The organism is Kitasatospora sp. NPDC052868 (assembly GCF_044547105.1).
Taxonomy (GTDB): Bacteria; Actinomycetota; Actinomycetes; order Streptomycetales; family Streptomycetaceae; genus Kitasatospora.
In genome coordinates this window covers 285,257-300,854 of record NZ_JBITZW010000003.1, presented here as the reverse complement: position 1 = coordinate 300,854, position 15,598 = coordinate 285,257, and the positions used below count along the sequence as shown (strand labels likewise).

General features: G+C 71.2%; 11 protein-coding genes. 9 read left to right on the top strand and 2 right to left on the bottom strand.

What is annotated here, in order from left to right:
- Positions 1-68: 68 nt before the first annotated feature.
- The 5 genes from ACIGZJ_RS07780 (at position 69) to ACIGZJ_RS07760 (ending at position 8,477) form a co-directional block, all read left to right on the top strand.
- On the top strand, positions 69-3,818 hold the full coding sequence (locus ACIGZJ_RS07780) for a multifunctional oxoglutarate decarboxylase/oxoglutarate dehydrogenase thiamine pyrophosphate-binding subunit/dihydrolipoyllysine-residue succinyltransferase subunit (RefSeq protein ID WP_396456416.1): 3,750 nt from the start codon (positions 69-71) through the stop codon (positions 3,816-3,818).
- A 243-nt stretch (positions 3,819-4,061) separates the two neighbouring features.
- Positions 4,062-6,065, top strand: a complete 2,004-nt coding sequence (locus ACIGZJ_RS07775) for a serine/threonine-protein kinase (RefSeq protein WP_396456415.1) — start codon at positions 4,062-4,064, stop codon at positions 6,063-6,065.
- A gap of 71 nt (positions 6,066-6,136) precedes the next feature.
- Complete coding sequence (locus ACIGZJ_RS07770) at positions 6,137-6,316, top strand: DUF6104 family protein (protein WP_387945089.1); 180 nt, start codon at positions 6,137-6,139, stop codon at positions 6,314-6,316.
- A 204-nt stretch (positions 6,317-6,520) separates the two neighbouring features.
- A complete protein-coding gene (locus ACIGZJ_RS07765; RefSeq protein ID WP_396456414.1) occupies positions 6,521-7,420 on the top strand; it encodes a DUF4097 family beta strand repeat-containing protein in 900 nt (299 codons plus the stop codon).
- Between the two features lies 1 nt (position 7,421).
- A complete protein-coding gene (locus ACIGZJ_RS07760) occupies positions 7,422-8,477 on the top strand; it encodes a helix-turn-helix transcriptional regulator (protein ID WP_396456413.1) in 1,056 nt (351 codons plus the stop codon).
- Positions 8,478-8,588: 111 nt separating this feature from the next.
- Here the strand turns inward: ACIGZJ_RS07760 and ACIGZJ_RS07755 are convergent, their stop codons facing one another.
- Together ACIGZJ_RS07755 and ACIGZJ_RS07750 are read right to left on the bottom strand one after the other, a co-directional pair.
- Positions 8,589-9,551: a zinc-binding dehydrogenase gene (locus ACIGZJ_RS07755; RefSeq protein WP_396456412.1), complete on the bottom strand. Its 963-nt coding sequence runs from the start codon at positions 9,549-9,551 to the stop codon at positions 8,589-8,591.
- A 90-nt stretch (positions 9,552-9,641) separates the two neighbouring features.
- A complete protein-coding gene (locus tag ACIGZJ_RS07750) occupies positions 9,642-10,838 on the bottom strand; it encodes an NADP-dependent malic enzyme (RefSeq protein ID WP_392929174.1) in 1,197 nt (398 codons plus the stop codon).
- 582 nt (positions 10,839-11,420) lie between these two features.
- Between ACIGZJ_RS07750 and ACIGZJ_RS07745 the strand changes: the two genes are divergently transcribed.
- The 4 genes from ACIGZJ_RS07745 to ACIGZJ_RS07730 all read left to right on the top strand — a co-directional run bounded on the left by ACIGZJ_RS07745 (position 11,421) and on the right by ACIGZJ_RS07730 (position 15,546).
- Positions 11,421-12,344 (top strand): ABC transporter substrate-binding protein, encoded by a 924-nt coding sequence (locus ACIGZJ_RS07745; RefSeq protein ID WP_396456411.1) that lies wholly within the window; start codon positions 11,421-11,423, stop codon positions 12,342-12,344.
- A gap of 463 nt (positions 12,345-12,807) precedes the next feature.
- Positions 12,808-13,737: an ABC transporter substrate-binding protein gene (locus tag ACIGZJ_RS07740; protein ID WP_396456410.1), complete on the top strand. Its 930-nt coding sequence runs from the start codon at positions 12,808-12,810 to the stop codon at positions 13,735-13,737.
- A 37-nt stretch (positions 13,738-13,774) separates the two neighbouring features.
- Positions 13,775-14,749, top strand: a complete 975-nt coding sequence (locus tag ACIGZJ_RS07735; RefSeq protein ID WP_396456409.1) for an amino acid ABC transporter permease — start codon at positions 13,775-13,777, stop codon at positions 14,747-14,749.
- 44 nt (positions 14,750-14,793) lie between these two features.
- Positions 14,794-15,546, top strand: coding sequence for an amino acid ABC transporter ATP-binding protein (locus tag ACIGZJ_RS07730; RefSeq protein WP_392929668.1), 753 nt, complete (start codon positions 14,794-14,796; stop codon positions 15,544-15,546).
- Positions 15,547-15,598: the final 52 nt, after the last annotated feature.

The following is a 15,598-nucleotide window of genomic DNA, read 5'->3' as shown; positions in this document are numbered from 1 at the left end:
CAGGGGCGTAGCCTTAATCCCCGCTGTCCAAACATCCCAAAAGGAAGCGGAAGAGGGCGGTTGCCGCCGTGTCGCCACAGTCCCAAGAAACCCCCAACAGCTCGGCAAGCTCCACTGGCTTCGGCCCCAATGAGTGGCTCGTCGACGAGATCTACCAGCAGTACCTCCAGGACCCGAACTCGGTCGACCGAGCCTGGTGGGACTTTTTCGCCGACTACAAGCCCGGTACCGAGGTGACCCCAGTGACCCAGGCCGCGACCCAGGTCGGCCCCACGCCGACCCCCGTTGCCGCCCCCGCGCCCGCCGCTGCTGCTCCGGCCGCGCCCGCCCCCGCCGCACCGGCCGCGCCCGCGCCGGCCCCCGCGGCCCCGGCGCCCGCGCCCCTCGCCGCAGCACCTGCCGCGCCCCCGGCCCCCAAGGCCGCCGCCGCAGCGCCGGCCGCACCCGCCGAGACCGGCCCCGAGCTGGTCCAGCTCCGCGGCCCGTCGAAGGCGGTGGCGACCAACATGGACGCCTCGCTGGAGGTGCCGACGGCGACCTCCGTGCGCGCCGTGCCGGCCAAGCTGTTGATCGACAACCGCATCGTCATCAACAACCACCTGCAGCGCGCCCGCGGCGGCAAGGTCTCCTTCACCCACCTGATCGGCTACGCCCTGGTCCAGGCCATCAAGGCCTCGCCGGGCATGAACCACAGCTACCAGGTGAAGGACGGCAAGTCGTACCTGGTCAAGCCCGAGCACGTGAACCTGGGCCTGGCCATCGACCTGGTGAAGCCCAACGGCGACCGCCAGCTCGTGGTCGCGGCGATCAAGAAGGCCGAGACCCTCGACTTCTTCGGCTTCTGGCAGGCCTACGAGGACATCGTCCGCCGGGCCCGCGCCAACAAGCTGACCATGGACGACTTCACCGGCGTCACGGTCTCGCTGACCAACCCCGGCGGCATCGGCACCGTGCACTCCGTGCCGCGCCTGATGCAGAACCAGGGCACCATCGTCGGCGTCGGCGCCATGGAGTACCCGGCCGAGTTCCAGGGCTCCGCCCCGGAGACGCTGTCCCGGCTCGGCGTCTCCAAGATCATGACGCTGACCTCGACCTACGACCACCGCGTCATCCAGGGCGCGGCGTCCGGCGAGTTCCTGCGCGAGATCCACCGGCTGCTGCTCGGCGAGAACGGCTTCTACGACGAGATCTTCGAGTCGCTGCGGATCCCGTACGAGCCGGTCCGCTGGGCCACCGACGTCGCCACCACGCACGACGACGAGGTCAACAAGACCGCCCGCGTCATCGAGCTGATCCACTCCTACCGGGTCCGCGGCCACCTCATGGCCGACACCGACCCGCTGGAGTACAAGCAGCGCAAGCACCCCGACCTGGACGTCACCACCCACGGCCTCACCCTGTGGGACCTGGAGCGCGAGTTCGCGGTCGGCGGCTTCGGCGGCCAGCGGATGATGAAGCTGCGCGACATCCTCGGCCTGCTGCGCAACACGTACTGCCGCACCGTCGGCATCGAGTACATGCACATCCAGGACCCGAAGCAGCGCAAGTGGCTGCAGGAGCGCCTGGAGAAGCCGTACACCAAGCCGGAGCGCGAGGAGCAGCTGCGCATCCTGCGCCGGCTGAACTCGGCCGAGGCCTTCGAGACCTTCCTGCAGACCAAGTACGTCGGGCAGAAGCGCTTCTCGCTGGAGGGCGGCGAGTCGCTCATCCCGCTGCTGGACGCGACCATCGACTCGGCGGCCGAGCACCGCCTGGACGAGGCCGTCATCGGCATGGCCCACCGCGGCCGCCTCAACGTGCTGGCCAACATCGTCGGCAAGCCGTACGGCAAGATCTTCGGCGAGTTCGAGGGCAACCTCGACCCGAAGTCGATGCACGGCTCCGGCGACGTGAAGTACCACCTCGGCTCCGAGGGCACCTTCACCGGCCTGGACGGCGAGACCATCAAGGTCTCGCTCGCCGCGAACCCCTCCCACCTGGAGGCCGTGGACCCGGTCGTCGAGGGCATCGCCCGCGCCAAGCAGGACATCCTGGACCAGGGCGGCACCACCTTCCCGGTGCTGCCGATCCAGATCCACGGCGACGCGGCCTTCGCCGGCCAGGGCGTCGTCGCGGAGACCCTGAACATGTCGCAGCTGCGGGGCTACCGCACCGGCGGCACCGTGCACGTCGTGGTGAACAACCAGGTCGGCTTCACCGCCGCGCCCGCGAGCAGCCGCTCGTCGATGTACTGCACCGACGTGGCCCGGATGATCGAGGCCCCGATCTTCCACGTGAACGGCGACGACCCGGAGGCCGTGGTCCGCGTCGCGCGGCTCGCCTTCGAGTTCCGCCAGGCGTTCCACAAGGACGTCGTGATCGACCTCATCTGCTACCGCCGCCGCGGTCACAACGAGGCCGACAACCCGTCGTTCACCCAGCCGCTGATGTACGACCTGATCGACAAGAAGCGCTCGGTGCGCAAGCTGTACACCGAGGGCCTGATCGGTCGCGGCGACATCACCATGGAAGAGGCGGAGCAGGCGCTCCAGGACTTCCAGGGCCAGCTGGAGAAGGTCTTCGCCGAGGTCCGCGACGCCGCCCAGACGCCGGCCCCGGCCGCCAACGGCAAGCCGCAGGCCGACTTCCCGGTCAACATCCAGACCGGCATCTCCCAGGAGATGGTCAAGCGGATCGCCGCCTCCCAGGTCAACCTGCCGGACTGGCTGACCGTCCACCCGCGCCTGCTGCCGCAGCTGCAGCGCCGCGCCGGCTCGGTCGAGGACAACACCATCGACTGGGCGATGGGCGAGACCCTCGCCATCGGCTCGCTGCTGATGGAGGGCCACCCGGTCCGACTGGCCGGCCAGGACAGCCGCCGCGGCACCTTCGGCCAGCGCCACGCGGTGCTGATCGACCGGGTCTCCGGCGAGGACTACACCCCGCTGCTGTACCTGACCGAGGACCAGGCCCGCTACACCGTGTACGACAGCCTGCTGTCCGAGTACGCGGCGATGGGCTTCGAGTACGGCTACTCGCTGACCCGCCCGAACGCGCTGGTCATGTGGGAGGCGCAGTTCGGCGACTTCGTCAACGGCGCGCAGACCATGGTGGACGAGTACATCGCCTCCGCCGAGCAGAAGTGGGGCCAGCACTCGGGCGTCACCCTGCTGCTGCCGCACGGCTACGAGGGCCAGGGCCCGGACCACTCGTCCGCCCGCCCGGAGCGGTTCCTGCAGATGTGTGCGCAGGACAACATGACGGTCGCCATGCCGACCCTGCCGTCGAACTACTTCCACCTGCTGCGCTGGCAGGCGCACAACCCGCACCACAAGCCGCTGATCGTCTTCACCCCGAAGTCGATGCTGCGTCTGAAGGCCGCGGCGAGTGCCACCGAGGAGTTCACCTCCGGCTCGTTCCGCCCGGTCATCGGTGACAACACCGTCGACCCGGCGAACGTCCGCAAGGTGGTCATCACGGCGGGCAAGTTCTACTACGACGTCGAGGCGGCCCGTACCGAGCGCGGGGTCACCGACACCGCGATCGTCCGGGTCGAGCGGCTCTACCCGCTGCCGGTGGCCGAGCTCCAGGAGGAGCTGGCCAAGTACGGCGACAACGTCCAGTTCGTCTGGGCGCAGGAGGAGCCGGCCAACCAGGGCGCGTGGCCGTTCATCGCCATGAACCTGGTCGACCACCTGCAGGTCGTCATCGGCCGCAGCGCCAACGGCTCGCGTCTGCGCCGCGTCGCCCGCACGGCCTCCTCGGCCCCCGCGGTCGGCTCGGCCAAGCGCCACGCCGCCGAGCAGCAGGGGCTGCTGGAGGAGATCTTCTCGCTCTGACCCCGGCTCAGGCCGAACGGCCCCGGCCCCCCGTGCACTCCGCACGGGGGGCCGGGGCCGTTCCGTCACCCGGTCGCGGTGGCGCCATGTCAAGGTCCCAGCTCTGCAACCAAACGGCCACCGGAATGCGGGCCGACCTGACGGCTCGATAGGTTGTCCCTCGCCGGATCGCCGTCCGCGCACCCGTCCAAGCGCCCCGGCGCCGGCCGAACGACCTCACCGCTCTCCCAGGGGGATCACCGCATGACCGCCGACACGCCTCCCGGCTCCGCCGCCTCACCGCTCCCGCCGATCTTCCAGCCCCTGCTCCCGGAGGACCCGAGGGAGGTCGGCGGCTACCGGCTGTTCGCCCGCCTGGGCGCCGGCGGCATGGGCCGCGTCTACCTGTCCTACACCCCGGGCGGCCGCCCGGTGGCGCTCAAGGTGGTCCGTCCGGAGTTCGCCGAGGACGGCGAGTTCCGCCGCCGCTTCGCCCAGGAGGTCACCAACGCCCAGCGCATCCACGGGCTGTACACCGCCCAGGTGATCGACTCCGGCCTGGACGCGGACGCCCCCTGGCTGGTCACCGCGTACGTGCCGGGCCCGTCCCTGCAGCAGGTGGTACGGGAGAACGGCGCGCTGCCGGTCCGCACCGTCCTGCTGCTGCTGGGCGGCGTCGCCGAGGCGCTGCAGGCCATCCACAGCGTCGAGGTGGTCCACCGCGACCTCAAGCCGGCCAACGTGCTGGTGGCCGGCGACGGCCCCCGCGTCATCGACTTCGGCATCGCCCGGGCCGCCGACGCCACCGCGCTGACCGGCACCGGCTACCGGATCGGCTCGCCGGCGTTCATGTCGCCCGAGCAGGCCCAGGGCCACCGGGTCACCCCGGCCACCGACGTCTTCGCGCTCGGCGCGCTGGCCGCGTACGTGGCGGGCGGCACCGCGCCGTTCGGCGACGGCCCGGACACCGCGGTGCTCTACCGGGTGGTGCACGAGCAGCCCGACCTGGGCGCCGTCCCCGGCGACCTGCGCGAGCTGGTCCTGCGCTGCCTGGCGAAGTCCCCGGAGGACCGGCCCACGCCCGCCGAGATCATCGAGATCGCCCGCAACCACCCGTCGGTCGGCGGGCAGCTGCGGTTCGGCGACGACTGGCTGCCCCGGCAGGTCAACACCGAGATCACCCGCCGCTCGGACCTCCCCAAGACCCCGCCGACCCCGCTGCCGGCCGCCCCTACCGTTGCGCCGACGGTGCCGCAGGCCCCGGCCGGGCCGCCCACCGCTCCCCCGCAGCCGGTCGGCCAGCCGACGCACCCGGCCACCGCCGTCTCGTACAGCACCCCGCAGCAGCCGCCGGCGACCCCGCCGCCCGGCTTCACCCCGCCGCCGCTCGGCGCCTACGGCCCGCCGCAGCCCGGCACCGAGGCCCCGACCGGCCCGCTGCTGTCCTCCCCGCCGACCATGCAGCTGCGCCAGGAGCCGCCGTCCTACGACACCCCGCCGCCGGGCCCGGTGGTCTCCGACCTCCCGGCCCCCGCGCCGGAGCCCAGGCGCAAGGGCGTCTCCTGGAAGGTGCTGCTGACCGTCGCGCTGGTCATGGCGGTCGGCGGCACGGCGGGCGGCGTCGTGCTGATGGACAAGCTGGGCAAGGACAAGGACAACGACAAGGCCTCCTCGGCCGCCCCCGCGTCGAGTGCCGCCTCCACCCCCAATCCGGCGCCCGCCGCGACCACCCCGCCGGCCGCCTCGGCCTCGCCCAGCGCGTCCCCGAGCACCGGCAGCGATCCGTTCACCACCACGCCCTCGCCCTCGAAGTCCGCGAGCAACGGCGTCACGGCCCCGGCCCGGCCGACCGGCTACTCCCCGCTGCTGGACAAGAAGCCGCTGTCCATCCCGGGCGCCGACTACTCCTCGGAGGCCTACCGGATCGACCTGGTGGCGGGCACCGTCGTGCCGCGCGGCAACGACCTCAAGTGGGGGCTGGGGGTGACGGCCACCGGCAGCAGCAACAAGGCCAACGCCTTCACCAGCTTCGGCGACGAGAAGTCGGACTTCGCCGTGATCACCGAGGCCACCGTGACCCCCGAGCAGTGCGCCATCGCGATCGACTCCCGTCCCGACACCGACCTGTCCTTCAACCGGGTCGCCCCGGGCCGGCTGCTCTGCATCCGCGACCGGGTCACCCACAACATCGCCGTCGGCGCGGTGGAGGTCGCCGACTCCACCACCGGCACCGCCAAGATCGTCATCAGCACCTGGCGGGCCAGCTAGGCCCCGGCCGGGGCGGTCCCGGACGGGACTATCCTGACCAGGTCGAATCCCCACCGGACCCGGAGTGAACCGTGTACTTCACCGACCGCGGCATCGAGGAGCTGGCGAACCGGCGCAGCGACGAGGAGGTCACCTTCGAGTGGCTGGCCGAGCGCCTGCGCGAGTTCGTCGACCTCAACCCCGACTTCGAGATCCCGGTCGAGCGGCTGGCCACCTGGCTGGCCCGGCTCGACGACGAGGACGACGAGTGACGCGGTGAACCCCGCTCGAAGGGCCCGGAAGGCAGCCGCCTTCCGGGCCCTTCGCATGCGCCCCCGTAGGGGACGCCTCGGGGGCGGCTCAGGGGCGGCTCCGGGGCGGGCTCCGGGCCGGATCCCTTGACTTCGCCGTCACGCGATATATCGTCTTTAAAAGAGAACGCGATACATCGCGAGTCACAACGGGAGGCGGCAGAGATGAGCCAGTGGACGGTCGAGGGACCCGACAGGATCACCATCGACGAGGCGGTCCGCGCGCTGCACGTGCGCATCATCGACGGCACGGTGAACGTGGTCGCGGCCGAGGGCCAGGCCCGCCTGGAGGTCACCGAGCTCCAGGGCGAGCCGCTGCACGTCACCCTGGTGGACGGCGTCCTGACGGTCACCTACAAGGACCTCAGCAGCTGGAACGACTTCGGCGACGTGCTCAAGTCGGTCGACTCGGTCAAGGGCTTCTTCTCCTCGTTCAAGCGCAAGCGCCGGGCCGCCGTCACGCTGACCGTGCCGGCCGCGACCGAGGTCAAGGTGGGCACCGTCTCGGCCGACGCCACCGTCTCCGGGGTGGCCGGGCACGTCTCGGTGCAGAGCGCCAACGGCGACGCCACCCTGGTCGGCCTCACCGGCCGGACGGACGCCAACACCATCACCGGCGACGTGGACGCCCAGTCGGTGGCCGGCCGGCTCAAGCTGAACACCGTCTCCGGCCGGCTCACCGTGGTCGCCGGCACCGCCGACAAGGTGCAGGCCAACGCCGTCACCGGCGACGTCACCCTGGACCTCGACGTGACCGGCCCGACCGACATCAAGGTCACCACGGTCAGCGGCGCGGTCGGCGTCCGACTGCCCTCGCTGGCCGACACCAAGGTCGAGGCCGGCACCAACAGCGGCGACGTGTCCAGCACCTTCGAGCAGCTCAAGGTCGGCGGCACCTGGGGGGCCAAGCGGCTCTCCGGCCAGCTCGGCGACGGCAAGGGCAGCCTCTCCGTGACCACCGTCTCCGGTGCCGTCACCGTGCTGCACCGCCCCGACACCGAGGAGGACGGCCCGGTGGTCGTCAAGGAGCTCCCGGCCGGCCCCGACCTCACCAAGGAGGCCTGAGATGACCCCCGTCTTCGGCCACGGCCGGCTCCGGCTCTACCTGCTGAAGCTGCTGGACGAGTCCCCGCGGCACGGTTACGAGGTGATCCGCCTGCTGGAGGAGCGCTTCCAGGGGCTGTACGCCCCCTCGGCCGGCACCGTCTACCCGCGGCTCGCCAAGCTGGAGCAGGAGGGCCTGGTCACCCACAGCACCGAGGGCGGCCGCAAGGTCTACCGGCTCACCGACGCCGGGCGCGCGGAGCTGGAGGCCCGCCAGGGCGAGCTGGACGAGCTGGAGCTGGAGATCGTCGACTCGGTGGCCCAGCTCGCCGGGGCGATCCGCGAGGACGTCCGGGACAGCGCCAACGACCTCCGCGAGGAGCTCTGGGGCGCCGCGCGCAAGGCGCGCAAGGCCGAGCCGGGGGCGGAGGGCGCCGAGGGCGCCGAGGGCGGGGACCCGTGGGCCGGCCCGTGGGGGGACCGGGACGCCTGGCAGCGCGCCAAGGAGGAGTTCGCCCAGTTCAAGGCCCAGGCCAGGGAGCAGGCCAAGCGCGCCAAGGACCAGGAGAAGGCCGCCAAGGCCAAGGCGAAGGCCGCCGAGGAGGAGGCCCGCCGGCTGCGCGAGCAGTCCAAGGCCGCGCGGACGGCGGCCCAGCAGGAGGCGCTGCGGCTCAAGCGCCGGGTCGAGCAGCAGGTGCGCGAGCACGCGGCCAAGGGCGACTGGTCGACCGGACTGGCCGAGGGGCTGTCCGAGCTGACCAGGGGTCTGGCCGGTCTGGCCGACGCGGCCCGCTGGGGCCACCCGGCGGAGGGCGGGGCCCCGGCCGCCGGGAAGGTCGACGTCACCCGGATCGACCTGGACAAGGACGAGCCGCCCACCGCCGCCGCGGACCTGCCGATGTGGGCCCGGACCGACCCGGCCGGCGACCCGGCCCGTGAGCTGGAGCGGCTGCTCGACCGCTTCCGCGACCAGGTCCGGGACGCGGCCCGGGACGGCGGGGTGACGGACGCCCGGCTCGCCGAGGCCCGCTCGGTGCTGGGCGCGGCGGGCGAGCGGCTGCGGCGCCTGCTGGGCTGACGCACGGGAGGACGCACGGGAGGGACGGCCGGGTCGGCGGGATGCCGACCCGGCCGTCCGCCGTCCCGGCTCAGCGGCTCAGCGGCTCAGCGGCTCAGCGGGTTCACGGGTTCACGGGTTCAGCACGATCTTCCCGAAGACCTCGCCCTTGGCCAGCCGGGCGAAGCCCTCCCGGGCCTCGGCCAGCGGAAGCACCGAGTCGATCACCGGCCGGACCCCGGCGGTGGTGCAGAGCGAGAGCAGCCCGGCCAGCTCCTCCTTGGTGCCCATGGTCGAGCCGACCACCTTGAGCTCCAGGAAGAAGATCCGGTTCAGCTCGGCCGCCTTCGGGCTGGGGCCGGAGGTGGCACCCGAGATGACGATGGTGCCACCGGGCCGCAGCGACTTCACCGAGTGCGACCAGGTGGCGGCGCCGACCGTCTCCATCACCGCGTCCACCCGCTCGGGCAGCCGGGCGCCGCTCTCGAAGGCGGCGTCGGCGCCGAGCTCCACGGCCTGGGCGCGCTTGGCCTCGGACCGGCCGGTGACCCAGACCCGCAGGCCGGCCGCCTTGCCGAGGACGACCAGCGCCGTCGACACACCGCCGCCGGCGCCCTGCACCAGCACGGTGTCACCGGGCTTCACCCCGGCGTTGGTGAACAGCATCCGATAGGCCGTCAGCCAGGCGGTGGGCAGACAGGCCGCCTCCTCGAAGCTGAGCTCCGCGGGCTTGGGCAGCAGGTTCCAGGTGGGGACGACCACCTGCTGGGCGAAGGTGCCCTGGTAGCGCTCGGTGAGGATGGAGCGCGGCTCGTCCGGGCCGACGCCGTGGCCGCTCTGGCCGATCACCGAGTGGAGGACCACCTCGTTGCCGTGCTCGTCGACGCCGGCGGCGTCGCAGCCGAGGATCATCGGCAGCCGCTCGGCGGGCAGGCCGACCCCGCGCAGCGACCAGAGGTCGTGGTGGTTGAGGCTGGCGGCCCTGACCGTGACCACGCTCCACCCGGGACGGGCCTGCGGTTCGGGGAGTTCGCCCAGCTCAAGCCCGCTCAGCGGGTCGTCGGCGTCGATTCGTGCGGCGTAGGCAGCAAACATGGTCCGGACGATAGCGGCGACGGCCGGGGCCCGGAACCGCGCGTAGGTGTGACGCGCGTCCCGGCCCCGGCCGGCTGTGCCGCAGGGCGGTCAGCGGCGGGCGACGCCCTCGGCCCGGGCGGCCTCGGCCACGGCCTTGGTGACGGCCGGGGCGACCCGCTCGTCGAACGGCGAGGGGATCACCTTCTGCGGCGTCAGCTCGTCGGCGACCACGCCGGCCAGCGCCTTCGCGGCGGCCAGCTTCATGCCCTCGGTGATCCGGGTGGCCCGGACCTGGAGGGCGCCGGCGAAGATGCCGGGGAAGGCCAGCACGTTGTTGATCTGGTTCGGGAAGTCGCTGCGCCCGGTGGCGACGACCGCCGCGTACTTGTGCGCCACCTCGGGGTGGATCTCCGGGGTGGGGTTGGCCATCGCGAAGACGAACGCGCCCTCGGCCATGGTCGAGACGACCTCCTCCGGCACGGTGCCGCCGGAGACGCCGATGAAGACGTCGGCGCCGGCCATCGCGTCGGCCAGCGAGCCCTTCACGCCCGTGCGGTTGGTCAGCGCGGCGATCTCGGCCTTGACGTCCGTCAGGTCGCCGCGGCCCTCGTACACCACGCCGCGGCGGTCGCAGACGGCCACGTCGCCGATGCCGGCGGCGACCAGCATCTTGGCGATCGCGATCCCGGCCGCGCCGGCGCCGGAGATGACCGCGCGCAGCGAGCCGATCTCCCGGCCGGTGACCTTGGCGGCGTTCCACAGCGCGGCGGTGGTGACGATCGCGGTGCCGTGCTGGTCGTCGTGGAAGATCGGGATGTCCAGGGCGTCCTGGAGCCGGCGCTCGATCTCGAAGCAGCGGGGCGCGGAGATGTCCTCCAGGTTCACGCCGCCGAAGGAGGGGGCCAGCCGGACGACGGTCTCGACGATCTCGTCCACGTCGGTGCAGGCCAGCGCGATCGGAACGGCGTCGACGCCGCCGAACTGCTTGAACAGGATGGCCTTGCCCTCCATGACCGGCAGGGAGGCCTCCGGGCCGATGTCGCCGAGGCCCAGCACGGCGGTGCCGTCCGTGACGACGGCGACCGTGTTGGCCTTCCAGGTGTAGTCGTTCACCAGCTCGGGCTGCTCGGCGATGGCCGTGCAGACCCGGGCGACACCGGGGGTGTAGGCGAGGGACAGGTCGTCCGCGTCGCGCACCGGGACGGTCGCCCGGACCTCCATCTTGCCGCCGCGGTGGAGCGCGAAAACGGCGTCGACCGGATCGTCGGTGTCCTGAGTGCTGCTGTGGATGATCTCCGCTGCCACGATGACCTCTTCGTCATTGTTCGGCGAGGACGCGTGGCCGACGGGCGGACGACCCCGGCCGGAAACCGGAAACCGGGTACGCCGAAGCGGACCCGGGGCGGGGTCGGGGCGCTGCCGTCGGGGCGGCGCCCTCGGGTGAGGGTTTTTTGTCTAGTTGTCTGCGCTGTGCTTTCGGGCCGAGCGTAGGTCGAACGAAGGCATCGCACCTATGCCTTTTCGTCCTCGTCACGTGCATTTCATCAGCCTTGCGGCCAAATGAAGGCGCCGGGCGTCTTCAAGCGCCGGGCTCCGGCGGCGGCAATGGCGAGAAGGTACACGCACCCGCAGGAGTGAACTGCAGACACGGAGGGGATTCGGTGCCTCGGATGCGGAGTCGGCGTCGTGGACTTCCGTTCCTGCGCACCCCGAGCCTGTCGCGACTCGGCGGTCTGGGTTCGAGCGTCGGGGGTCACCCGGTACCGAATTCTGACATACCCGCCGCCCCGCCCGGCAGGGCGGGATGGGAGGATCCCTTTTCCGCCACCTTGCGTACACCCCCGCGCCTCCGTGGTGACACCACACCCCTCCCACAGGAGCATCCTCATGCACCACCGCCCCCACCTGCGCCGACCGGCCGCCACCTGTGCGGCGCTGGCCACCGCCGGAGCCCTGCTGCTGACCGGCTGCGGCGGCGGGCAGGAGACCGCCAAGGACCCGGTCCAGGAGATCCGCGGCAAGGTCCCGAAGGCCCAGCGCTCCGCCGGCGTGCTGAGGATCGGCACGGACCTCAACTACGCCCCGGTGGAGTTCCGGGGGGCGGACGGCAAGCCGGACGGCCTCGACCCGGAGATCGCCACCGCGCTCGGCAAGATCCTCGACCTGCGGATCGAGATCGCCGACACCCCGTTCGAGAAGCTGATACCGAACCTGCACGCCAAGCAGTACGACATGGCGATGTCCGCGCTCAGCGACATCCGCCAGCGCCGCGACGGCACCGACGACGCGGGCAAGCAGGTCAACCCCGGCGTGGACTTCGTGGACTACTTCATCGCGGGCACCTCGATCATCGTCCCCAAGGGCAACCCCAAGGGCATCCGCACCCTGGACGACCTCTGCGGCCGGACGGTCGCCCTGCAGGAGGGCACCACCCAGGACGAGATCATCGCGCGCCAGGTGCTGGCCTGCGCCCGGTCCGGCAAGGTCCTCACCGTCCGCAAGTTCGACAGCGACGCCAAGGCGCTCGCCGAGGTCTCCTCCGGCGCCGCGGTGGCCGGCCTGAACGACTTCCCGGTGGCCGCCTACGCGGCGAAGACCACCGACGGCGGCACCCGCTTCGAGGTGACCGGCGCGCAGTCCAAGTCCAACCCGTACGGGATCGCGCTGCGCAAGGAGGACACCGCGCTGCGGGACGTCCTGGTCAAGGCGGTCGACCAGCTGATCCGCAGCGGCGACTACGACAAGATCCTCGCCAAGTGGAACGTGAGCGCGGGCGCGGCCCAGAACGCGGTGGTCAACGGCGGGATCTGAGCCGGATCCGAGCGGCATCCGGGCCGCCCCCGCGCGGGCGGCCCAAAACCCGGCAGGCCCACGGGCGGGCCTCCGGGCACTGTGCGGGGAGATCTGCATACTTATACACAGGGTGACAGGGACACGGTATTCGTCCGAATAGCGGACAGCGCAGGCCCCCGTTATCCGATTTTGATCTGAATGAGGGCCACCCGACCGTCATCAGATGGCAGGATTCCCCCCATCTCGGATCGAGCCGGCCACTGGTCGAGGCGGTTCGGTCAACGTCCACCTCGGCGGAGGGTGGCGACAGCACCAGGCACCACCCTGTGCACCTTCTGCCCAGGCCACGCACGACCGGCCCCGCCCGTACGACGACGTACAGCGAAATTCACCCGTACAGCGACGTACGACCTGCCGCCCCGGTGTGCCGCTCCCCGCGGCGCGCTCCGCCCGACCTCTCCCTCAGGAGGAGATCCCCCCCATGACCGCCCGTACCCAGCGCACCCGTCTCCTCGCGGCCGGCGCGGTAGTCGCGTCCGTCTCCCTCGTCCTGACCGCCTGTAGCAGCAGCAGCTCGGACGACGGCGGTGGCGCACCGAACGCCGGCGCCACCATCAGCGCGGTGAAGGCCGACGACAAGCTGGTCGCCCTCGTCCCCGCCGACGTCAAGTCCTCCGGCAAGCTCGTGGTCGGCGCCGACGCCTCCTACGCGCCGGACGAGTTCAAGGACGACAGCGGCAAGATCATCGGCATGGACGTCGACCTGGCCAACGCCATCGCGGCCAGGCTCGGCCTCAAGGCCGACGTCCAGGACTCGGGCTTCACCGCGATCATCCCGGGCATCCAGTCGAACAAGTTCCAGCTCGGCATGTCGTCCTTCACGGACAACAAGGAGCGCGAGCAGATCGTCGACATGGTGACCTACTTCAACTCGGGTAGCGCCATCGCGGTCAAGAAGGGCAACCCGGACAAGATCGACCCCAACGACCTCTGCGGCAAGAAGGTCGCCGTCCAGACCGGCACCACCCAGGCCGACGAGATCAAGGACACCCGCAACCCGGACTGCGTCAAGGCCGGCAAGCCGGGCATCCAGAACGACGGCGACAAGTTCGACCTCCAGACGGACGTCACCAACGCCGTCGTCTCCGGCCGCGACCAGGCGCTGATGGCCGACTCCCAGGTCGTGGATTACGCGATCAAGCAGTCCGGCGGCCAGCTGGAGAAGATCGGCTCCACCTACGGCGTCGCCCCCTACGGCGTGGCGCTGGCCAAGGGCTCGCAGCTCACCCCCGCCGTACAGGGCGCGGTGCAGTCGCTGATCGACGACGGCACCTACAAGCAGATCCTCGCCAAGTGGGGCGTCGAGGCCGGCGCGATCGACAAGTCCACCATCAACGGTGCCGTCAGCTGACCCTCCGCCTGCCTTCTCTCTCCCCCGAGGCCACACCGTGAACTCTCTGGACAAGGGGAAGGCGGACAAGGGACGGCCTGAGACCATCAAGGCCGTCCCGGTCCGCCACCCCGGACGCTGGGTGGGCGCCGTCGTCATCGCGCTACTCGCCGCGATGCTGCTGAGCGCCCTCTTCACCAATCCCGCTTTCAAGTGGGACATCGTCGGGAAGTACCTCTTCCACGACAGCATCGTGCACGGCATGCTCGTCACGCTGGAGCTGACCGCGCTCGCCATGGTCATGGGTGTGGTCGGCGGCATCATCCTCGCGGTGATGCGGCTCTCCCCGAACCCGCTGCTCTCCGGCACCGCCTGGATCTACATCTGGATCTTCCGCGGCACCCCCGTGCTGGTGCAGCTGGTGTTCTGGAACTTCCTCGGCCTGATCTGGGCCAGGCTCTCGATCGGCGTGCCGTGGGGACCGGAGTTCTGGTCCGAGTCCACCAACGTCCTGATCCCGACCTTCGTCGCCGCCCTGCTGGGCCTGGGCCTCAACGAGGCCGCCTACATGGCGGAGATCGTCCGCGGCGGCATCCAGTCGGTGGACGAGGGCCAGTCAGAGGCCTCGCACGCGCTCGGCATGAGCCGCTTCACCACCATGCGCCGGATCGTCCTGCCGCAGGCCATGCGGGTGATCATCCCGCCGACCGGCAACGAGACCATCTCGATGCTCAAGACCACCTCGCTGGTCAGCGTCATCTCGCTGGAGGAGATCTTCCGGGCCGGCCAGGTGATCTACTCTCGGACGTACCAGAACATCCCGATCCTGATCGTGGTCAGCCTCTGGTACCTGTTCTTCACCTCGCTGCTGACCATCGGCCAGTACTACATCGAGCGGCACTACGCCCGCGGCTCCAACCGGACCCTCCCGCCCACCCCGCTGCAGCGGCTGCGGCGCATGTTCGCCGGGAAGTCCACCCCGAAGACCGGTAACGACGTGGTCCCGGGGCTTGAGGGAGGTGGTCACCTGTGACCGATCTGACCAAGACGCCTGCCGACGCCGTCAGCGGCGGCCCCATGGTGCGGGCCGAGGACGTCCACAAGTCCTACGGGTCCGTCCAGGTGCTCCGGGGCATCGACCTGGAGGTCCGACAGGGCGAGGTGTTCTGCCTGATCGGCCCGTCCGGCTCCGGCAAGTCGACTTTCCTGCGGTGCATCAACCACCTGGAGAAGATCAACGCCGGCCGCCTCTGGGTGGACGGCGAGCTGGTCGGCTACCGGCAGAAGGGCGACCGGCTCTACGAGCTCAAGGAGAGCGAGGTCGCGCTCAAGCGCCAGGACATCGGCATGGTGTTCCAGCGCTTCAACCTCTTCCCGCACATGACCGCCATAGACAACGTCATCGAGGCGCCGGTGCAGGTCAAGGGCGAGAGCCGGGCCGCCGCCCGGGAGCGCGGGATGGCCCTGCTGGAGCGGGTCGGCCTCTCCGACAAGGCGAAGAACTACCCGTCCCAGCTCTCCGGCGGCCAGCAGCAGCGCGTCGCGATCGCCCGCGCGCTCGCCATGAAGCCCAAGCTGATGCTCTTCGACGAGCCCACCTCCGCGCTCGACCCCGAGCTGGTCGGCGACGTCCTCGACGTCATGCGCGGCCTGGCCGAGGAGGGCATGACGATGGTCGTCGTCACCCACGAGATGGGCTTCGCCCGCGAGGTCGGCGACGCGCTGGTGTTCATGGACGGCGGCGTGGTGGTCGAGGCCGGCAACCCGCGCGACGTGCTCACCAACCCCCAGCACGAGCGCACCCGCGCGTTCCTCTCCAAGGTGCTCTGATCCAGGCGCTCTGAAGCGCACCCCGGGCGCCCGGCAGGCCGGTCCTGCCGGG

Coding starts and splice junctions, on each gene's coding strand:
- ACIGZJ_RS07775 (WP_396456415.1), top strand. CDS start 4,062: ATGACCGCCGACACGCCTCCCGGCTCCGCCGCCTCACCGCTCCCGCCG.
- ACIGZJ_RS07765 (WP_396456414.1), top strand. CDS start 6,521: ATGAGCCAGTGGACGGTCGAGGGACCCGACAGGATCACCATCGACGAG.
- ACIGZJ_RS07760 (WP_396456413.1), top strand. CDS start 7,422: ATGACCCCCGTCTTCGGCCACGGCCGGCTCCGGCTCTACCTGCTGAAG.
- ACIGZJ_RS07755 (WP_396456412.1), bottom strand. CDS start 9,551: ATGTTTGCTGCCTACGCCGCACGAATCGACGCCGACGACCCGCTGAGC.
- ACIGZJ_RS07745 (WP_396456411.1), top strand. CDS start 11,421: ATGCACCACCGCCCCCACCTGCGCCGACCGGCCGCCACCTGTGCGGCG.
- ACIGZJ_RS07740 (WP_396456410.1), top strand. CDS start 12,808: ATGACCGCCCGTACCCAGCGCACCCGTCTCCTCGCGGCCGGCGCGGTA.
- ACIGZJ_RS07730 (WP_392929668.1), top strand. CDS start 14,794: ATGGTGCGGGCCGAGGACGTCCACAAGTCCTACGGGTCCGTCCAGGTG.